Annotated in this window: 18 protein-coding genes and 1 riboswitch; of the genes, 15 read left to right on the top strand and 3 right to left on the bottom strand. The window is 54.4% G+C overall.

Annotation, left to right across the window (positions count from 1 at the left end; translation table 11 throughout):
- The first annotated feature begins 75 nt into the window (after window positions 1-75).
- Window positions 76-1,119: a KamA family radical SAM protein gene (locus PCAR_RS13745; protein ID WP_011342294.1), complete on the top strand. Its 1,044-nt coding sequence runs from the start codon at window positions 76-78 to the stop codon at window positions 1,117-1,119.
- 209 nt (window positions 1,120-1,328) lie between these two features.
- Here the strand turns inward: PCAR_RS13745 and ilvY are convergent, their stop codons facing one another.
- The gene (ilvY, locus tag PCAR_RS13740) at window positions 1,329-2,228 is read right to left on the bottom strand and encodes an HTH-type transcriptional activator IlvY (protein WP_011342293.1); all 900 of its coding nucleotides are present in this window, start codon (window positions 2,226-2,228) and stop codon (window positions 1,329-1,331) included.
- A 124-nt stretch (window positions 2,229-2,352) separates the two neighbouring features.
- Between ilvY and ilvC the strand changes: the two genes are divergently transcribed.
- Together ilvC and PCAR_RS13730 are read left to right on the top strand one after the other, a co-directional pair.
- On the top strand, window positions 2,353-3,825 hold the full coding sequence (ilvC, locus tag PCAR_RS13735) for a ketol-acid reductoisomerase (protein WP_011342292.1): 1,473 nt from the start codon (window positions 2,353-2,355) through the stop codon (window positions 3,823-3,825).
- Window positions 3,826-3,940: 115 nt separating this feature from the next.
- On the top strand, window positions 3,941-4,732 hold the full coding sequence (locus PCAR_RS13730) for a DUF362 domain-containing protein (protein ID WP_011342291.1): 792 nt from the start codon (window positions 3,941-3,943) through the stop codon (window positions 4,730-4,732).
- A gap of 38 nt (window positions 4,733-4,770) precedes the next feature.
- Here the strand turns inward: PCAR_RS13730 and PCAR_RS13725 are convergent, their stop codons facing one another.
- Complete coding sequence (locus PCAR_RS13725) at window positions 4,771-5,247, bottom strand: acyl-CoA thioesterase (RefSeq protein ID WP_011342290.1); 477 nt, start codon at window positions 5,245-5,247, stop codon at window positions 4,771-4,773.
- 245 nt (window positions 5,248-5,492) lie between these two features.
- Between PCAR_RS13725 and PCAR_RS13720 the strand changes: the two genes are divergently transcribed.
- From PCAR_RS13720 to thiF, 4 genes are all read left to right on the top strand, one after another.
- On the top strand, window positions 5,493-6,908 hold the full coding sequence (locus tag PCAR_RS13720) for a radical SAM/SPASM family putative metalloenzyme maturase (RefSeq protein WP_011342289.1): 1,416 nt from the start codon (window positions 5,493-5,495) through the stop codon (window positions 6,906-6,908).
- A 272-nt stretch (window positions 6,909-7,180) separates the two neighbouring features.
- A riboswitch (molybdenum cofactor riboswitch) is annotated at window positions 7,181-7,300 on the top strand.
- 30 nt (window positions 7,301-7,330) lie between these two features.
- A complete protein-coding gene (locus PCAR_RS13710) occupies window positions 7,331-9,217 on the top strand; it encodes an aldehyde ferredoxin oxidoreductase family protein (protein ID WP_011342288.1) in 1,887 nt (628 codons plus the stop codon).
- Between the two features lie 122 nt (window positions 9,218-9,339).
- Window positions 9,340-9,543, top strand: a complete 204-nt coding sequence (locus tag PCAR_RS13705; RefSeq protein WP_011342287.1) for a sulfur carrier protein ThiS — start codon at window positions 9,340-9,342, stop codon at window positions 9,541-9,543.
- A gap of 486 nt (window positions 9,544-10,029) precedes the next feature.
- Entirely contained in the window at window positions 10,030-10,689 is a 660-nt protein-coding gene (gene thiF / locus PCAR_RS13700; protein WP_011342284.1) for a sulfur carrier protein ThiS adenylyltransferase ThiF, read from the top strand.
- Window positions 10,690-11,159: 470 nt separating this feature from the next.
- Here the strand turns inward: thiF and PCAR_RS13695 are convergent, their stop codons facing one another.
- The gene (locus PCAR_RS13695; RefSeq protein ID WP_011342282.1) at window positions 11,160-12,401 is read right to left on the bottom strand and encodes a histidine kinase; all 1,242 of its coding nucleotides are present in this window, start codon (window positions 12,399-12,401) and stop codon (window positions 11,160-11,162) included.
- A gap of 770 nt (window positions 12,402-13,171) precedes the next feature.
- Between PCAR_RS13695 and PCAR_RS13690 the strand changes: the two genes are divergently transcribed.
- From PCAR_RS13690 to PCAR_RS13655, 8 genes are all read left to right on the top strand, one after another.
- Window positions 13,172-14,323, top strand: a complete 1,152-nt coding sequence (locus PCAR_RS13690) for an iron-containing alcohol dehydrogenase (protein WP_011342280.1) — start codon at window positions 13,172-13,174, stop codon at window positions 14,321-14,323.
- A 248-nt stretch (window positions 14,324-14,571) separates the two neighbouring features.
- Complete coding sequence (locus PCAR_RS18820) at window positions 14,572-14,721, top strand: hypothetical protein (RefSeq protein ID WP_158447429.1); 150 nt, start codon at window positions 14,572-14,574, stop codon at window positions 14,719-14,721.
- Between the two features lie 157 nt (window positions 14,722-14,878).
- Window positions 14,879-15,868 (top strand): hypothetical protein, encoded by a 990-nt coding sequence (locus PCAR_RS13680; protein ID WP_011342278.1) that lies wholly within the window; start codon window positions 14,879-14,881, stop codon window positions 15,866-15,868.
- A gap of 112 nt (window positions 15,869-15,980) precedes the next feature.
- Complete coding sequence (locus PCAR_RS13675; RefSeq protein ID WP_011342277.1) at window positions 15,981-16,322, top strand: DUF190 domain-containing protein; 342 nt, start codon at window positions 15,981-15,983, stop codon at window positions 16,320-16,322.
- Window positions 16,323-16,453: 131 nt separating this feature from the next.
- A complete protein-coding gene (locus PCAR_RS13670) occupies window positions 16,454-16,777 on the top strand; it encodes a carboxymuconolactone decarboxylase family protein (protein ID WP_011342276.1) in 324 nt (107 codons plus the stop codon).
- 346 nt (window positions 16,778-17,123) lie between these two features.
- Entirely contained in the window at window positions 17,124-18,287 is a 1,164-nt protein-coding gene (locus tag PCAR_RS13665) for an iron-containing alcohol dehydrogenase (RefSeq protein ID WP_011342275.1), read from the top strand.
- A 137-nt stretch (window positions 18,288-18,424) separates the two neighbouring features.
- Window positions 18,425-19,972 carry a CoA-acylating methylmalonate-semialdehyde dehydrogenase gene (locus tag PCAR_RS13660; protein ID WP_011342274.1) on the top strand — a complete coding sequence of 516 codons (1,548 nt, stop codon included), beginning with the start codon at window positions 18,425-18,427 and terminating at the stop codon, window positions 19,970-19,972.
- Between the two features lie 83 nt (window positions 19,973-20,055).
- Entirely contained in the window at window positions 20,056-20,532 is a 477-nt protein-coding gene (locus PCAR_RS13655; protein ID WP_041531383.1) for a transposase, read from the top strand.
- The last annotated feature ends 33 nt before the right edge of the window (window positions 20,533-20,565 follow it).

Genomic DNA, 20,565 nt, shown 5'->3' with positions numbered 1-20,565 from the left:
ATTCATGGTTTACCGGAACCATGGACTTGACGTATGCCCTGTGGTAAACCTGCGCGCTGGAGGATTTTACTTTTTATGAGCAGTTGGCAACGACAATTGATCGATAGCGTGACCGCTCCCGCCGGTCTGGCGGAGCGATTCGGTACGGATATGAGCGAGCTGGATGCGGTGGTGCAACGCTATCCCATGCGGATTACCCCCTACTATCTCGATCTCATTGAAAAACCGGGGGATGCCATCTGGCGGCAGTGTGTACCCGACAGGCGCGAATTGCTCCCCTGTCAGGAAGATGCCGATCCCCTTGCCGAGGAACGTCTGTCGCCGGTGCCGCTGCTGGTGCACCGTTATCCCGATCGGGTGTTGCTGCTGGCCAGCGGCCAGTGTGCGGTCTACTGCCGTTTCTGCACCCGCAAACGCAAGGTCGGTTGCGCCGCCATGGGGGTTAGCGATCGGCATCTCGATGAGGCTATCGACTATGTCGCGCGCACGGAGCAGGTCCGCGACGTGATCCTGTCCGGCGGCGATCCGCTGCTGCTGGAAGATGACCGGCTCGAACATCTGCTCATGCGCTTGCGCGCCATTCCCCACGTGGAGATCATCCGTATCGGCAGCCGAGTGCCCGTTACCCTGCCGCAGCGCATCACCGAAGAACTATGCGCCATGCTGCGGCGCTACCATCCTCTGTATCTCAATACCCATTTCAACCATCCGCGCGAGCTGACCCCGCAAGCTTTTGAGGCCTGCCGACGACTGGCCGATGCCGGCCTGCCCCTGGGTAATCAGACCGTGCTGCTGCGCGGCGTCAACGACACGCCTGCCGTGATGCGGCAATTGGTCAAAGGCCTGCTGAAAATGCGCGTGCGCCCCTATTATCTGCACCATATGGATCTGGCGGCCGGTACGGGGCATTTCCGTACCCGCATCGAAACCGGCCTGGATATCGTCGCCGCCTTGCGCGGGCCGATCTCCGGCCTGGCCGTTCCCCACTACGTCATCGATTCCCCCGGCGGCAAAGGCAAAATTCCCCTGCTGCCGGAGTATCTGGTGAAGCTTGGCGATACCGCCCTGCTGCGTACGCCGTCCGGTGAAATGATCGAATTTCCCAATGGCGAGATGTGAATGGTCTTTGCCAGTTATTGATTTTATCTCACCACGAAGGACACGAAGATCACGAAGAAGGACTTAAAAGACAAACCAGGATCTTTTGTTTAAACCTGAAAAATCTTGGTTTTAGCTTTTCCTTCGTGTCCTTCGTGCTCTTCGTGGTGATAAGTATTGCCAAATAGACCTTGCACGCGTGACTTAACGGCACACTTTGGCGTTTAGCTCTAAAAATCAACCTTCACGCCGGAGCGCTCCTCGGCCAGTTGCCAGAAAGCCCGTACCACCGGACGCTGCAGATTGCGCCGGGTGGAACACAGTCCGACCACGTAGGGGGCCAGTTGCGGCGCCGCTTCAATAACGCGCACTTCGTCGCGAAACGGGCTGCGCGCCAATACCAGTTCCGGAACGATGCCGATGCCGCAGCCGAGGCGCACCATGGCGATGATGGCTTCGTTACCGGAGACTTCCGAGGAAATATTGGGGGTGATGCGTCGGGTTTTGAGCCATTGATCGAGGCGCCGGCGTGACAGGCCTTTTTGTGGCAACACCAGTGGGGTTCGTTGCAGATCGATTTCGCCGTCGCGTACCGGCAGGGGCGCGGGGTCGCCCTGTTTGGGGGCAATGAACAACAGCGGGGTGTTGATGATGGGCAAAAACTCGAGCTGTGATTGCTGTCGGTCGGGCAATGCCGCCACGGCCAGGTCGATTTCGCCGCTTTGCACCTGGGCCACGGCCCGCTCGGCGGCGCCGGTGCTCAATTCCAGTTGCACCTCGCGATGGGCACTGCGAAACGCTTCGAGCAGGCGTGGCAGCAGGCTGTAGACGGCCGTGATGGACGCGTAGATGGACAGGGTGCCGCTGATGGTTTCCTTGCCTTTGACGGTGCCGCGAAACGCCTGCCAGTCCTGCAATGCGCGACGTGCGTAAGTGCGGAACTGCTCGCCGGCCGGTGACAAGGCGACCCGGCGGTTGTCCCGTATGAACAGAGGCCGTTCCACTTCTTCTTCGAGGCGTTGAATGGTGCGGGTCAAGGCCGAAGGGCTGAGGTTGCAGGCCTGGCTGGCCCGGCCGAAGTGCAGCAGTTCGGCCACGGTCAGAAAAATTTCCAGTTCACGTATGTCCATGTCGGCTCCACGTTGCGTAATGTGCAATACAATATTCTAAATAAATCAATTTACGCAATAGGCAAAATCGGGTATGGTCCCCTATACTCTTACTTTTCCAACAACGCACATAAGGGAGATACCGATGGGTCAGAACTATTTCAACTCGCTGCCGTTTCGTCGTCAGCTGCAGGAACTCGGCACCTGCCGTTTTATGGACGCTTCCGAATTCGCCAACGGTTGCGAATACGCCAAAGGCAAAAAGATCGTCATCGTCGGTTGCGGCGCCCAGGGCCTCAACCAGGGTCTCAACATGCGCGATAGCGGTCTCGACGTCTCCTACACCCTGCGCAAAGGGGCTATCGAAGAAAAACGTCAGTCCTATCTCAACGCGACGGAAAACGGCTTTGCCGTCGGCACCTACGAAGAAATGCTGCCCACCGCCGATATCGTCATGAACCTCGCTCCCGACAAGCAGCACACCGACGTGGTCAACACCGTGGTGCCGTTGATGAAGCAGGGCGCGGTCTTTTCCTATGCCCACGGTTTCAATATCGTTGAAGAAGGTACCCAGATTCGCAAGGATCTGACCGTTATCATGGTTGCTCCCAAGTGCCCCGGTTCCGAGGTGCGCGAAGAGTATAAGCGCGGTTTCGGCGTGCCGACCCTGATCGCCGTGCACGGTGAAAACGATCCCAACGGCGACGGCCTGGAAATCGCCAAGGCGCTGTGCTCCGCCCAGGGCGGCGATCGTGCCGGGGTTCTCGAGTCGTCTTTCGTCGCCGAGGTCAAATCCGACCTGATGGGCGAGCAGACCATCCTCTGCGGCATGCTGCAGGCCGGCGCGCTGCTGTGCTTCGACAAAATGACCCAGAACGGCATCGACGCACCTTATGCCGTCAAGCTTATCCAGTACGGTTGGGAAACCATTACCGAGGCTCTCAAGCACGGCGGCATCACCAATATGATGGACCGTCTCTCCAATCCCGCCAAGCTGGTGGCTTTCGGGGTGGCAGAGGAACTCAAGGAGATCATGCGTCCCCTGTTCGAAAAGCACATGGACGACATCCTGTCCGGCGAATTCTCCAGCACCATGATGGAAGACTGGGCTAACGATGATGTCAAGCTGCTGACCTGGCGCGAAGAAACCGGCAAAACCGCTTTCGAGCAAACCGAAGGTGCCGGTGACATCAGCGAGCAGGAATACTTCGACAAGGCGATCCTGATGGTGGCCATGGTCAAGGCCGGCGTTGAATTGGCTTTTGAAGTCATGGTTTCCGCCGGTATCGAGCCCGAGTCCGCCTACTACGAGTCGCTGCACGAAACGCCTCTCATTGCCAATACCATCGCCCGCAAGAAGCTGTATGAGATGAACCGGGTTATTTCGGATACCGCCGAGTATGGCTGCTACCTGTTCTCCCATGCCTGCGTGCCTCTGCTGCAGGATTTCATGGAAAAGGTGGGCACCGATCTTATCGGCAAGGGGCTGGACGCCAAGGACAACAGCGTCGATAACAGCACCCTGGTGTCTGTCAATGCCGAGATCCGCAGCCATCTGATCGAAGAAGTCGGCGAAGAACTGCGTGCCGCCATGCAGGGTATGAAAGCCATCGTTTAAGCTTTTTCGTTCGAATGTGACACAATGGGCGGGCTGCATCTGCAGCCCGCCCATTTTTCATCCAGCCCGATCAGAGGTGTTTGCATCGCCGCGTGGTTCCGGATAAAATGACGCCATGCAAAAACCTTGTATCGCTACCCCTTTCAGCAGCTACCAGGAGACGGTTCCCTCCTTGTTGCAAGCCGTCGGTGCGCCCGGTCTCCTGTCCCGTCAGTCCTGCATCCTCATCAAGCCCAACCTGGTGAACGCCTCGCCGCCGCCGGTGACTCTGCCGGTGGCTGCCTGCGAAGCGCTGGTGGCCGCCTGCCGCCGCTGGAGCAAGGCACGCATCGTCATCGCCGAAGGCAGCGGGGACCGTGATCTGAGTACCGGTGAGATCTTTCAACGTCTCGGTTACGAGCGTCTGGCTCGCCGATATGACGTTGATTTGGTCGATCTCAACAACGCCGAACTGGTCGAGCTTCAGAATCCGCTCTGCGAGGTTTTCCCCACCTTCATGATGCCACGAATGGTGATGGACAGTTTTGTCATCTCCGCGGCGGTCCTCAAGGCTCATTCCCTGGCCGAAGTCACTCTCAGTATGAAAAATATGATCGGCGTCGCGCCGCCGGCTTATTACCAGCAGGGCGGACACTGGAAAAAATCGGCTTTCCATGCGCAGATGCATAGATCGATTTTTGAACTGAACCGCTATCGCAAGCCGGATCTGGCGTTTATCGACGCCAGTGTCGGACTGGCCGAGTATCACCTGGGCGGACCGACCTGCGAGCCCCCCGTCGACAAGCTGCTGGCCGGATTCGACCCGGTGGCGGTGGATGCCGCCGGCTCAGAGTTGCTTGGTATCCCCTGGCAGCAGGTCGAGCACATCCGGCTGGCCGATGGGCTTCTGGGAAGGGCCGGCAAGTAGCTCCTTGCACCGGGCAACGTATCGAATGATTATTTTCTTCACCGCCTGCAGTTTGTGCATCTTCTACGCTCGTAGCGTTCCACGGCCTCGGCCAGGCGACGCTTGTCTTCCAGTGTTTCGCTGATCAATTCAGGTACATTTGTAGGATATCCATCGGCATCCAGGGCAACGAAGGTCAGGTAGGCAGATGCCGTGTGCCGAATCTCTCCCGTCATGACATTTTCGGCCTCAACTCTGACGCCGACCTCCATGGAGGTCTTGCCGACTCGGTTGAGGCAGGCTTTTAGGATAATCAGGTTGCCGACGAAGACAGGGTAATGAAAGTCAAGCCTGTCGATGGAGGCGGTCACGACGTTGCGGCGGGTATGGCGCATGGCGACGACGCCGGCGGCATTGTCGATGAGTTTCATGATCGTGCCACCGTGGACGTTGCCGGCCGGATTCGCGTCTCCGGGCATGGCGACCTGTGCCAGTACGACCCTCGTTTGCGAAACCGTTTTGACCTGATTGGGCATGAAAACCTCCTGTTATGGTGGAAGTATAAAAGCAGTATATCGTATCCGGCAATAAATCGTTCCCTGCGAGATAATGCCCTCGCCAAGATCCTTGATAACTGAATTCAGTGAAAACGGCCGGTTGTAAAAATAGCCAAATATTTTAAAAATAACTTGTAAAATGTTTCGGCCTGGTATACATATTTATTCAGGACGATTCTTCTTTTTATGTGTCTTTGGCAATTTTCCAAATGGGAAATACGCATATGTTTAACGCCGTGAGCACAGAAGGAACAGAGACTGAGCCGGCTTTGCGGGATTATCCGAGCAAGTTGTTCGTCGAGACCACTACCCACTGCAATCTGCGCTGCCCCATGTGTGTCAAGCAGTCGCAGGACAGCCAGGTGACCGACGGAGACCTCCGCCCGGAGTTATTCGACGCCCTCGAACCCGCTTTCCCTCGGCTCGAATCCCTGGTCCTCAACGGCATCGGCGAACCGCTTATGCACCCGCATCTGCTTGATTGGGTTGCTAGAGCCCGCCAGGCAATGCCTGATGACGCCTGGATCGGATTTCAGTCCAACGGCCTGCTGCTCGACAAGTCCATTGCCCGCAAGCTGGTGGCCGCAGGGCTCGACCGCATCTGCCTGTCGGTGGACGGAGTGAAGCCGGAAACTTTCAGCAAGGTTCGGGAAGGCGAGAATCTCAGCGATATGGCGCGAGCCTTTGCGGTATTGTCCGAAGCCCGCCGAACCCAACCGGGCAGCCGGCTGAAGGTTGGGGCCGAGTTCGTCACCATGCGTGAAAACTTTCGCCAGCTGCCTGATGTGGTGCGCTGGGTGGCGCAGCGCGGCGCCGATTTCTGCATCGTTTCACAGACCTTGCCCTACACCCCGGCTTCGGTGCAACAGGCCACCTACCACAGCTCCAGCGAGGCAGCAGTGGCTATTTTTAACGAGTGGAAGCAGCGCTTGGCGGAGTTGGGCCTGGATATCCATCTTTACGATCAAACCCCTTGGAAGCGGAAAACACAGGGGGGGCTGGAAGTGGCGTCTTATAGATTCCATAATACCTCCAAAATTCCTTGGAGACGGCAAGGATCGGGAGGCCTGGAGGGCGATCCACGCATTGACCAGGTCAATCAGCTGATCGACAAGATGCGGCTCGAGGCGCGTCGGCGGGAGACTTTCGTGGACGTCAGGCAAATACTCACCCGGGATATGACACTGCAAGACGAAGTGGAAGAAGTTTACGCAGAGGCGCAGAGGGTGGCCGATGAAATGGGTATCGAACTCAAACTGCCGGCTATCACCCCCTTGGCGGATCGCAGGTGTGATTTCGTCACTGGTGGCTCGGCTTTCATCTCCTGGTACGGTGGGGTGCATCCCTGTTATTACCTTTGGCACCAGTATCGATGCTATGTCGGCGACTGGGACCGGCTGGTCAAGGTTAAGGAGTTCGGTAATCTCAACGAACGGCCGCTATTGGAGATCTGGAACGATACCGAGTTTCAGGTTTTTCGCCGTAATGTTTTAGAGTTTGACTATCCCTACTGCAGCAACTGCTGGGGAGCACCCTGCAATCTGGTGCAGGAGGAAGACTTTCAGGAAAATTGCTATTCCGGCAATGAACCGTGTGGCGCCTGTCAGTGGGCCATGGGATTGTTGCAGTGTCTGCAGTAGCAGCAGTGTTGTCTCAAGTCAGTCGCTTCGAGATAGTCTCGTTCGCTATCCGGTGACAAGTCGATCTGTTTGTCATTTTGAGCATTTTGCTGCTCGGCAAGGCAGAAATCTGATCGCTGTTCGTGGGCGAGTTTTTTAAATAAAAAATAAATAGCCAAATAATATAAAATTTCACTTGAAAAAATGTAGCATCTATTATATTAATCCAAATGTATTCCCCTGGATCCCTGTTATGCCCCTGAACGTACAAATGGACTCTCCTCTGCGGAGGGTACAGAACACGTCTCCGAGTCTTAAGCCTAAAAGGATGGACCTCATGGCTGACGGGCCGGCAGGGTTTCGCTGGAAACGGCGGAGCCTCCCTTTCGGAAAGGAGATATTTGCATTTTGAGCAACCTCGTCTGAGGAAGGGAGAACAGCACATGTTAGGTGGTTATTGGCAAAAGATCGCGGTCATTGATTTGACCAACGAAACAGTGGAATACATCGAGCCCAGTGAAGATGACCTGAAAAAATATATTGGCGGCAGCGGTCTGGGTGCTAAGTTGCTGTATGAAAACACCGCGCCCGGTATCGACCCGTTGGGGCCGGAAAACGTCCTGATCTGCATGACCGGTCCTTATGTCGGTACCAAGGTGGCTCAGTCGGGTCGTTGGGAGCTGATCACTAAAGGTCCTCTGACCGGGATTTATCTCGAATCCGACTGCGGCGGCAAGTGGGGCGCGACCCTCAAGTCCTGCGGCCTCGACGGCTTGATGGTCAAGGGCAAGGCAAAGCAGCCTGTATATGTCACCATCGTGGACGACGATATTCAGATCAAAAAGGCCGATAAGCTGTGGGGCAAGGGCACTTTTGATACCGATAAGATTCTCAAGGAAGAACTGGGCAGAGGTTCCCAGGCTATTTCCATCGGCCAAGCCGGAGAAAAATTGGTCAAGTTTGCCGCTATTATGACCGATGGCCGGGAAGGTCGCGCTGCCGGTCGTGGCGGCGGCGGCGCCGTCATGGGTTCCAAGAACCTTAAGGCCATCGCCTGTAAAGGGTCAAAAAAGGTCGCTATCGCCAGACCCGAGCCCTATGAAGAGCTGGTCAAGGAAATTCGCGCCAAAACCAAAGAAGTCTACGACGGACCGCTCGGCACTTACGGCACCTCCTGCGCCGTTGAAATTTTCAACGACTGCGGTGACCTGCCGATCAAGAACTGGCTATGGGGAACCTGGGACAAGGCTGCCAAAGTTTCAGGCCAGGAGCTGGCCAAGACAGTTCTCAAGAAGCGCTACCACTGCGGCGGTTGCCTGATCGGTTGCGGTCGTACCGTAGAGATTCCCGCGGGTGCTTTCAAGATGAAAGAGGGGGGCGGTCCCGAGTACGAAACCCTCGGCCTGCTCGGCTCCAACTGTCTGGTTGACGATGTGGAAGCCATCTGTAAGGGTAATGAAATTTGTAACGATTACGGTGTCGATACCATCGAAGCCGCCGGGATTATCTCTTTCCTTATGGAGGCCTGGGAACATGGCATGATCGACGAGGGCGATACCGACGGTCTGGAGATGACCTGGGGTAACGGCCTGGCCATGTGCGAGATGCTCGAGAAGGTCTGTTTGCGCAAAGGTATCGGTGACCCTTGTTCCCAGGGCATTTTTGAAGCCGTTAAACGCGTCGGCCCTGCCAGCGAAGAGTTTGCCATTCATACCAAGGGGATGATGTTCCCCGCCCATGATCCGCGCGGTCGCGGCGGCCTCGGCGTTGCCTACGCCACCTCCAACCGCGGTGCCTGTCATATGCAGGCCTACAACCAGGACTTCGAGGGCGAAGGCTGCTTCAATATCGCGGATCTGGGCTACGATGCGCCTTTGCCTCCTTACACCAACGAAGGCAAAGGCAAGTTCGTTGCCGATCAGCAGCATTTCATGAGCATGATGGATTCGCTGAAGCTCTGCAAATTCTCCATCTTCGGCGGTATGACCGTTGGCCCCATGACCCAATTCCTCAATCATATCGTCGGCTGGGACTTCACCAACGAACAGTGGCTGGAATGCGGTGAGCGGATCTTCAACCTCAAGCGTCTGTTCAATACCCGTGAAGGCGTCAGCCGTAAGGACGATACCCTGCCGCCTCGTATACTTGCCAGCCCCCGTCAGGGCGGCTCCGGGGATTACGTGCCCGATCTGGGCTATATGTTGCGCGATTACTATCGCGCCCGCGGCTGGGACGAGTGGGGCATACCTACACCGGAAACCCTCAAACGGCTTAGCCTGGATAAATATGAATACCGCAAGGGAGAGCGCACCACGGAAAACCAGCGGTAGATTTAACTGCCGGGAGAATCCTGGCTGAGAAGTAAAGGGCCGGTTTGTTCTGCCCTGATAAGGGATGGACAAACCGGCCTCCGGCAGAGGGCGGGATTTCAAAGTGTCGAAGGGAGGCATCAATGTCGATGGTGGTTTTGAAAACCGACAGGATTCCTGATGGAAAGACTATCGCACTCCTCGAATTGCTGCGTTTACACGATATCAGCCCTGCGACTGTCATGGTTCGGGTGAACGGTAAGGTCATCCAGAAACAGCAGTTTTGTGAACTCCATATTCGGAGAGGAGCCATCGTTAAAGCGTATCCGTTCGTTGGCGGTGGATAAGGTCCATGGCTCGCAAAAAGTTGACAACGGACCGGGATATACCGGTACCTATGCATGGTTTGAGGGCAAGGGGCTGGACTTTGCGAGATTTCATGTTCCCCTGCCTCCTTGGCGAAGGTACGACCCAATGCGTACCTTCGCTATTTTTATAAGGCATGGCCAGCCGGACAGGTATTGTTTCGCAGATAATTTTTGCGTGTTGCCTGCAACCGTGCGAGGCTCTCGTATAAAAGGTGGAAACCGAAAGTATCCCATAGGTTGACGACATTCAGGTTAAATAGCCATATATATGAAATATTTGTTGACTTTGGTTTTTCTCCGAATTATGCTGTTAGCAACAACGGGAACGTCCGCTTCCTCATTTGATGACTCCACCATGGGTCGGGCATGGCCCATGGCGGAGGTTTTTTGGCCATGTATTGCGGGCATCATTAGCGACAGCAGGTTTTCTTTTGTCCGTGTCGGTTCTGGCGTTTCGTTTCAATAATGTGTGGCGAGATCAGAGAGGAAAAGGCTGTATATATGGATTCTCTGGAAGAGGAGTTTTTCTCAAGGCATCCGTTAGCGATTGTCCCCATTTTGAAAAAAGCCAAAGTGGGGATTGCCGGCGCCGGTGGGCTGGGTTCAAATATTGCGGTAGCACTAGCGCGTTCAGGGGTCGGCAAGCTCGTTATCGCTGATTTCGACCGCGTAGAACCCCATAATTTGAATCGGCAGCAGTATTTCCTTGACCAGATCGGCCAATTTAAGATCACCGCATTAAAGGAAAATCTCGAACGTATCAATCCTTTTTCGGAATTTGAAGTCCATGAGGTTTTTCTCGATGCCGATAACATACCTCTCATATATGACGATGTCGATATCATGGTTGAGGCCTTCGACAGCGTGGAGTCCAAACTGGAATTTCTGGAGACCTGTGTCGAGAAATTTCCGGGGAGGCCGGTGGTGATGGGTAGTGGTATGGGGGGGTATGGAAAAAATAATCAGATTTGTGCCAAAAGACTTTTCGACCATGTTTATGTCTGTGGTGACGGAAAAACCGATGTGGCAATAAACCCGCCCATGGCACCCAGGGTGGCTATGGTGGCCGCCATGCAAGCCAATCTCGTGTTGGAATTGCTGCTCAAGGGTGAGGTCGTTCTTTAGGCTGGGGGAAAGAGAAAATTTGATGCTTTTGGGAGAGGTGCATGCTTGTGGCTTTATATGCCTCCTCTCAGGCGGTGCCACTTTCCGGGTAAGTGGCACCGCCACAATTCCCCCTCCCCCGCCCGGACGGAACAGAGTCTTCCGTTACGATGAGCCGCATCGATCCGAGTGATTCGTCAGGCCAAATACACTTGATGGGGGCCAACCACTCCCATTGCACCCCCCGTTACTGTACCTCCTAGGCAGTGCGGGGGGTGTTTTTTATCCGGATGTTTTGAACGAGGATAACGAAACTGGTTGCTGGCTTGACATTTCGGCGGGATTGTTCTGTCTAAGGAACCGCAAGTATGGAAGGCTCTCGCCAGTTGCTGAGATGGTCTGAGCGAAAACAGAGGGCAGAAGATAGCCACGTGAAAAGCCCCTCTATTTTCGAGGGGCTTTCATTACCATGGCTGGGCAAGGGTGAAAGGTTACCAGACGAAAAAGGTGCCGATACTGAAGAGTTCGGTATTCTGATCTTCACCGTCAAACCAGGAGTTTTCGGTCAACATGATTTCCGTCATAACCTTGAGGTTCGGATTGATATCATGATAAATGCCGAAAACCCACAGTGTCTGCTCTTCGATCTGCACCTCGGTTCCGAGCAGGCGATCTGCTTTATCTCTCGATGTTTCATCCATGTAATTGCCGCCGTAACTGACGCCGAATTTGCTTGTGCCAAAGCGATTGTCAAAACCGTACATCAACTGGGCGATGAAGCCCTGACTGTCCCTTTCCTTGCCGGCTGCATCCAAGGCATCGGTATCAAGCATGAGTACGGAGCCGATGGCCGTGTTGTCGAATCCGGACAAGACGAGATCAAAGCCTTTGTAAAGGACCTGTATGCCGCCGGCGATACCGCTGGCTTCGACGGTGCCATCGAAACTGCTGTCAGATGTGAAGTCGGCTTCTTGCCAGACTCCCGACAGCCAGGTTTTGAAGGATCCGCCTTCAAAGGTGCCGGCATAGGATAACTCGCCTTCAAAACGCGGTAATTTGGTTTCTTCCGCTTTGGCTGCAGGTCCGGCAATACCACTGGGGTCATAGAGGCCCACCGAAATCTTGAAACCGTAGAGATCCGGTGAGGTATAGCGCACCTGGGCATTGAATTGCGGATAGACATAACCATAGCCGATACGCCCCAGTGGCGTGCCGCCGCCGTCGAGTGCGCCCTGGGCACCGTAGCCCCAGATGGTCATATCCGTCAGGAGGTTCTGGCCTTGGAACTGACTGAGCGTTTTACCGATCAACATCTGACCGAAGTTACCATCGACGGTGAAAAAGATTTCGCGAAGATCGATTTGGTTGCCAAAGGAGTTTTTGGATTTTCCGACATCTTTGGCATCGTATGTAGGATAAAATCCGACACGGGCAGCCATGTCGAGCCCCCCCATTGTCGGAGCTTTGATATTAAAAGCAAGGACCCCCGGCACCAGGCCAATGCGTTCCCGGTAACCTTCCTGGTTATCAACGATGGTTCCGCCCCGTCTGATGCCCGAACCGAAGTCGGGTTTGGCGTCCCCGGTTTCATAGGCAGCGAACATATTGATCAGGCCGTCGGTGCTGAATGCCCATCCGCTGTCCGTACCGATAACAACGGCAGCCTGACTGCTGGCAGTAAAAAGCAACACGCTGAAGCATAAACCGCAAAGCAGGTATATCGATCTTTTCATCTCCAACCTCCACATAAGTTCAACTGTAATGTTCTGAAAATTTGCCGTTCCCTTAGAAACCGCATGCATGCGGGATGAATTGCCGGGGCTGTTTTAGGCGGGGCCGGTCCAATCTGAGCCGGTATTCACCCGGTTCCGGACAATCCTCTCCATTGGGTTCTCGTCTGAGACCTCCTTTGATTTTTATGGGATTTTGGGGGGAGGGCAGGCCTGATTAGAACGGTGTTACATGGGGAAGGGGGCGTGAATAAAAGATATCGGCATCATTTTTCTTAGTCAAGTAATAAATTATATATTTGGTTATTTGTCCAAAGTCGAAAATTCTTGTTTTTCAGCGGTCTGACAATTCTTTCAGTGTCATCATTGAGGTGGGTGGCCGAAAGCGTTCCGACCCTCACAGAGGATGGTTTAGTTATAAACCCTGTTTCATTTCCAAAAAAAGTTGACCCGGAAAACTCTATGAAATCAATGGTTTTTAAAAAAATAGCCAAAACATTCAAAAATTTGGTTGAAAAGGTGTTTGCCTTGTTGTATGTATTGTATACGAAGGATTGATGATGCACAGCTTGCAGGGAAAATTTTTTTTAAAATAAACAAATAGCCAAATATTTTAAAGATTGCATGTGCTCCACGGGAGGCTTTTTCTGAGTGGCAGTGAAGGGGTCGCGACGGTTCGGGGGAACAAGAGGAAGAAGCGCCTGGAGTGAATGTGAGGAGGAGCCACCACTTGTGCTGGTGGCCGGATATCTACAACAACGAAGGAGGAAGAAATGGCTGACTTTTTGTGTCCCGCGGTAAACTTCATTGGTGCCGGTACTGTAGCTGAAACAGGTCCCAGGGCTGCGATGTTTGGTACCAAGGCGCTCATTGTCTGTGACGGTTTTCTTGCCAAGCTCGAGGGCGGTCCCGTTTCCAAAGTAAAAGATACTCTGACCTCATCGGGGGTTGAATTCGCGGTTTACGATGGTGTCGAGCCTAATCCCAAGGATACCAATGTCGCTGCCGGTCTGAAAATCTACAAATCCGAAAACTGCGATCTGATCGTTACCGTTGGCGGTGGCAGCTCTCATGACTGCGGCAAGGGTATTGGCATTGCTGCAACGCATGAGGGCGATCTTTATGAAGACTATGCCGGAATTGAGACGCTGACCAATGAGTTGCCGCCCATTATCGCGGTGAACACGACCGCAGGTACTGCCAGTGAAGTTACTCGCCACTGTGTCATCACCAATACCGCCAAGAAGGTCAAGTTTGTTATCGTGAGCTGGCGCAATCTGCCCAAAGTATCTATCAATGATCCCGAGTTGATGGTAGCCAAGCCAGCCGGGCTTACCGCAGCCACCGGCATGGATGCTCTTACCCACGCTGTTGAGTGTTACGTGACCAAAGATGCCAATCCGGCTACCGACGCCGTGGCTATTCACGCCATAAAGCTGATCGGCAAATACCTGCGTCGGGCTGTGGCCAACGGCGAAGATCTCGAAGCCCGCGAAGGCATGGCTTACGGTTCCCTGCTCGCCGGGATGGCCTTCAACAACGCTGGCCTCGGCTACGTTCACGCCATGGCTCATCAGTTGGGCGGCCTGCTTGACATGCCTCACGGCATCGCCAACGCCGTTCTGCTGCCGCACATCGAACGCTACAATCTGATGGTCAACCCCGAGAAATTCGCCGATATTGCTGAAGCTATGGGCGAAAATATCGACGGCCTCGGCAAGATGGAAGCTGCTGAAAAAGCCATCGATGCCATCGTGCGCTTGTCCATCGACGTTGGCATCCCTCAGCATCTTGCTGATCTGGGCGTCAAGGAGTCCGACCTCGAGCCGATGGCCAAGCTGGCCATGCAGGATGGCAACGCAGGTACCAACCCGCGTGTCGGTAAGGTCGAAGACATTATCCAACTGTTCAAGAACGCCATGTAATTAGTATCAAATGGTGGCACCTCCGCTACAGTGCGAAGGTGCCACTTCTATTTTGAGGGCGCTTGCAAAGAACCTTGGACTGAGGAGCACAACGGGTATGCGTATGAAGGAACATGCAGAGCTCCTGAAGGTTTATGCCTGGAACGATGGGTTGATGGGGGGGCGGGCCTTTTTACGAGTTGATAGTCGGCCGGGTCAAAGAGCTCGACGGCTATGGTTTGACAGCGGTGTGGGTTTATTCCCGTCCGATGGGTAATCGTAATTCGGGAGGCCAGCCGACGGTTGTCAAGGTTCTTGGCGGGTCGGATGCGATCGCCCTGGTGCAGCGCTTTGTTCGTCAGTTAGGCAGTTCCGGCTGGATGGTCAGGGAAAAGGTCGAAGCCCTTTGCGGTTTGTAGCAAGCATAATCGAGCCGGGGATTGTGGAAGAGCTTGCATCCTGTGCCTGAGTGGGAACGGTGGTTGGCACAGTCGATGACAGGCTGTTTTTTTAGCAAGGACCCTTTTTTGTATGGAGCTCTTGCTATAAACGGATGTCATAAAATGGAGGATAGTTATGGATGCCTGGAGTTTGAACGCCATTTTGTTGGCCTTCGGGGGCGGCATGTTCGGTGCCAGTCTCGGCGCACTGTGGTCTTTCTGTCTGTGTGGTCTGCTGACCATGTTGGGCTGCCTGGTAGTACTGGGCGGCGGTCCTGATTTTCTGCTGCTGCAGGTCGGTCTGGGGCCGATCTTCGGACCCCATACCGGAGGCTTTGTTGCCGGGGTTGTTGCTTCGACCTACGCCGCCGGTTTCAAGAAGAATCACCCCTCTGGGGCGGCCAAGGATATCCTGTCGCCTCTGGTCGATACTTCATGGGACGTGCTGGTGGTTGGCGGTGTATCGGCCGTTTTCGGCCTGGTAATCGTGCCGCTGTTGGGCAAGGTTCCCCTGGTCAAGGAGTTTGACATGCTGGCCCTGTCGATCTGTATCAATATATGGTTGGCCCGCGGCCTGTTCCAGAAAGAGGCGCCCTGGGGCAACATGGAGTCGATCAGGGAGCACGGCTGGTTGAAAACCAATGGCTACGCCATTTCCTGGGTCGGTTGGATGTCGCCGCCGTCCCGTCTGTTGGCCCTCGGCGCCGGCATGGGCCTGTTGTCGGGCGGTGTGGCCATGGGTTTTCGCGAATACCTGGAGCCGTTGGCCGCACAGGGCATGGTGAGTGACGCTGCTGCCTTCGTAGCGCCGTTGATCTTCTGCTGGGGGCTTTCCGCTATCATGTTGACCATGCTCAACTTCGGTCAGGGCACCACCCAGAAATCTCCGGTAACCCACTGTATGGCTATCATGGGGGCTTGGGGGTATCTGCAGACCGGTTCCCTGGTGATGGCCATGATCTTTGGTATTGGCGGCGCATTCGTCGAAGAGTTGACGGCGCGCATGTTCTACAACCACGGTAGCAACCATCTTGATCCGCCTGCTGCGGGGATTGCCCTTTCAACCTTCATAATGAATATATTGTTCAAGCCCGAGTTTTTGAACCTCGGCAAGTTTTTCAATTAACAGCTTAAGCTCCAGCTTGGAAGCGTATGGGTTGAGAAATTTTTCTGAATGCCGAGTTCGTCGTGAAATTTAGGTTGTTTAAACAAATATTCAAGAGCTTAGGGAGTTCGATATGAGCAATGAAGGAAAAGGCAAGTTGTTGAGAATTTACCTCAATGAAACCAAGCAGTTGGGAGGTAAGCCTCTCTATGAAGTCATAGTGGAAAAGGCCTTCGAGCACGGTCTGGCTGGTTCCATGGTCTTCCGGGGGATCGAAGGATCCGGATTTTGCTGCGAGATCTGCAGGACTTCTGTTCCGAGTCTGACTATTTCCAAATGTCAGCCCATGGTCATCGAGTTCATCGATACCGAAGAAAAGATAGGTAAATTGGTACCCATTCTCAAGAAAATGGTCACTGCCGGTGCCATGGTAACTATGGATGCCGAGGTTGTGCATAACGTTTGCGAATTTTAGTTTCTGGGCCCGGTGTTTAGTCTGAGGGCTTTACAAGTTTTCGGCTGCCGCAGCACCGGGGTTATTTTTCAGGTGAAATTCGCGCAGTCTATTGGCGGGCAGGCTTGAGTATTTCGCCATAAGGAGTAAGTATGCGTTTGTTGGCTAAGTTTTTCCCCGAATTTGTAGAATTACTGGATAAGACCGATGAGTTGTATCGGCAAAAGCGTTTTATTGACGAAAAAACCTATCAGTACATCTGTTTCGCCGTGTCCATCAAGGCCCGCTCGAAACCTTGCGTACTGAAACATTTCAAGGGTGCGCTGGATGCCGGTGCTACGGTTCAGGAGTTGGCCTATATCCTGGCCCTAGTGATGCGCGAAGCGTCTGGTGCCGATGACTGCTGGACCCATGATGTGCTGGAGGGTTGGGCAGAGATCGTTGCCGGCGATGTTGCCTGTGGATGCCTTACATAAAGTGTAGCTGAGGTCCTATTTGACAAGACGGAGTTATGAACAGGGGGGTGCAGGTGTCCTCCCTGTTCGCATTTGCAAGGGGTAAAAATGCTGGGCCGTGTCTCCGAAATGCACTATAGGCTTCTAACGGCGGTAAATTTAATAGATAAAAAACTCTGTAATTTTAAGCGATTCTAGTGCAATAAAAATAAATAGCCATATATTTGTAATTTTGCTTGACCCGCCACGGTTGTTGTTGTAAGAATATACTCAAGAGAAAGACCTATTCGGGTCTCAGGCTTTTATAGTGTTGCACAGCTGGCCGTTCCGGGAGGGCCAGGTAGACACAGATTAAGGAGGCACAACCATGATTCCATCCCGTCCGTTTCGTACACCTTCCACCGTTCATTTCGGCGAAGAGGCCGCTGACAATACTGGGCCGGAGGCCAAGCGCCTTGGGGCGCGTAAGGCCCTGTTGATGACCGACAAGGTGCTAGCAGAAGTCGGCGCTATCGATCCGGTGGTCAAATCTCTGCACGATAGTGGTGTCGAGGTTGTCGTATTTGACGGCGTGAATTCCGAGCCTGATCTGTCGCATGTCAAAACCGGTTTGCAGATGCTCAAAGAAGAGCAGTGTGATTGCATTGTAGCTTGCGGTGGCGGCAGCCCCATCGATGCGGCCAAGGCCGTCAGTATCATGGCAACCAACCCCGGCAAGATCGAAGATTACATGGGGTTGGACAAGTTCACCGTGCCTGGGGTGCCACTGATGGCCGTACCGACTACTGCCGGTACAGGCAGCGAAGCCACCATGTTCACCATTATCACCGATACGAGTCGGGACGTTAAGATGCTGATTGGCAGCCCGTTTCTCATGCCGCGGATCGCCATCGTCGATCCTCTGTTGACCTTGAATCTGCCGCGGAAATTGACCGCCGCTACCGGGCTAGATGCTCTGACTCATGCTATCGAAGCCTACGTCTCGGTCAAGGCTCAACCGATGACCGATGTGCTGGCTCTTTCTGCCATCAAGCTGATCAGCGGGAACCTGCTCCTGGCTTGGGGCGATCCACGGAATCGCGAGGCTCGGGCGAACACCATGTTGGGCTCGTTGCAGGCCGGGATTGCTTTCTCCAATGCCTCCGTAGCCCTGGTGCATGGCATGTCTCGGCCGATTGGCGCCAATTTTCATGTACCCCATGGTGTTTCCAACGCCTGTCTGTTGGGTGTTGTCATGGACTATTCGCTTGAGGGTAATCCTCAGCGTTATGCTGATATTGCCAGGGCCATGGGGGTCGAAAACGGTAGTCAGGACACCATGGGGGTCGCCAAAGTCGGCGCCGAAAGGGTTAAGAATTTGATCAGAATGCTGGAAGTGCCGACCCTTAGCGAGCTGGGCGTTACCAGCGAGAAGCTGGAGCCAGTGGTAGAGAAGATGGCCGAGGATGCCATCGCCAGCGGCAGCCCGGGCAACAATCCGCGCAAGCCTTCTAAGGGGGAGATTATCGAGCTTTATCGGGCAGCACTCTAGGAGTGTTTTTTATCGGTTGAAAAAAATAGCCAAACAATTGAATGTATGGATGTCGGCAATGGATGTCGGCGACATAAACCTGAAAGCCTCTCGTGACTACGAGACGGTAATATTCAAAAACTGAAGGGAGAACCGCAATGGGTGAAGCTAGAGAACTGGCTCCTGAAATCAAAAGACTGCAGTATTGCATCGACAACGAGTGGAGAGACTCGAAAACCGAAAAGTACATGGCCATCATGAACCCGAGTCTCGGGGTTCAGATTGCCGAAACCCCCTGCTGCACCACCGAGGAAGTTGAAGCTGCCGTACAGTCTGCCAAGGCGGCCTTCCCCGGATGGTCGAGCAAGCCGGCCGCGATTCGCACCCAGATACTGTTCAAATTCCGCGACCTGGTCAACGACCATTTCGATGAGCTGGCCACCATCCTTGCCACCGAGATGGGCAAGAACCTCAATGAAGCCCGCGGCGATGTGCACAAGGTCGTCGAGGCCTGCGAAGTAGCTGTCGCCGCACCGCTGGAGATGCAGGGTCACTCCACTATGGAGGTTACTCGCGGGCACGACTCGGTGCTCTATCGTGAGCCGGTCGGTGTTTTTCTCGGCATCGCCCCCTACAACTTCCCGGCGATGATTCCCTTTGGCTGGTTCATCCCCCTGGCCATTGCTTGCGGCAACACCGTGGTTCTGAAGTCTGCCAGCCTGGTTCCGATGACCAGCATGCGTCTGCTCGAGCTGCTGATCGAAGCCGGCCTGCCCAAAGGCGTCGTCAATCTGATTACTTGCAGCCGTAACGAATTGACTGACCTGCTGTCCCACCCGGACATCCGCGGCATCTCCTTTGTTGGCTCCACTCCCGTCGGCCTGAAGATCTATCAGGCCGGCGCCGCAAGCGGTAAGCGGGTGCAAGCCCTGACCCAGGCCAAGAACCATGCTCTGGTACTGCGCGACGCTCCTTTGGACTGGTCTGCGCGTCGGATTATCAACTCGGCTTTCGGTTGTGCCGGTCAGCGCTGCATGGCTCTGCCGACCGTAGTTGTCGAGGACTGCATCGCCGACGAATTCGTCGCCCTGCTGAAAAAGTATGCCCAGGAATTGACCATGGGTCCGGCTTACGAAGAAACCACCCAGCTTGGTCCCCTGGTAAGCGCCGGCCAGAAGAAGTTCGTTGTCGACATGATCAATAAGGGTGTTGAAGAAGGTGCCGAACTGGTGCTCGACGGTCGCGAAGTCGTCGTCGAAGGCTGCGAAGAGGGCTACTTCGTCGGTCCCACCATCTTCGATAACGTCAAGCCGGATATGGTTGTTGGCGATGAGGAGATCTTCGGCCCGGTAGTCAGCATCAAGCGGGTTAAAGACTTCGAAGAAGGCATCACCATCATGAATAACAACGAGTTCGCCAACGGTTCGTCGATCTTTACGCGCGACGGCCATAAATCCAGGGAATTCGCCCGTCGGACTGACGGTGGCATGGTCGGCATCAACGTCGGTATTCCGGTGCCCTTGGCGTTCTTCCCCTTCTCTGGCCATAAGCGCTCCTTCTTCGGCGATCTCCACTGCCTGGGGCGCGACGGGGTCAAGTTCTATACCCAGACCAAGACCGTTACCACGAAGTGGGTATCTCCAGAGGAACTCAGTGATCAGGACAGGGTTTCCACCTGGGAAGGCACTATCAACAGAGAACTATAATAGGTCTCTTAAGTAATGAAGAGTCTGGCGGCTCGGCATCACAAGGCCGGGCCGCCCGCAGCTGTTTTGCCAGAGCCTGGGGGATGACGATGCATGTTGTTAAAGACATAGATGCCCAAACTAAGGCGATTATCGTGCTGGAAAGCCTGGCCGGTCGTACTGTGGCAGAGATATGCCGGGAGTATGACGTTGAAAAGACACAGCTCTGGGAGTGGCGCAAAGCTTTTCTATTGAATGCGCATAAGGTTTTTGATCTGACTCACAAGTTTGAGATTTTGGAAAACGAGATTCTGGCGCCGGATGTCCACCGTATGGTTATTCGCGCCCCGTGGATTGCCAAGGTTCGTCAGCCGGGGCAGTTTGTCATCATCGGTGCCGAAGAGGACGGCGACGGTGTCCCCCTTACCATTGATGACGCCGATCCTACAGAAGGCACCATTAGTTTGATTGTTCATGCGGTCAGTGCAGCTTCGCTGAAACTTGTCGGTACTCCCGTGGGAGGTGGGGTCCCAGATATTAGAGGGCCTCTGTGGTGCAGGCATTCGGTAAGTAAACCGTGAACAAAGAGGTTTTAAATGTTTGAGATTCTGCTA

Source organism: Syntrophotalea carbinolica DSM 2380 (assembly GCF_000012885.1).
GTDB classification, from domain to species: domain Bacteria; phylum Desulfobacterota; class Desulfuromonadia; order Desulfuromonadales; family Syntrophotaleaceae; genus Syntrophotalea; species Syntrophotalea carbinolica.
This window is presented reverse-complemented; position numbering and strand designations above follow the sequence as displayed.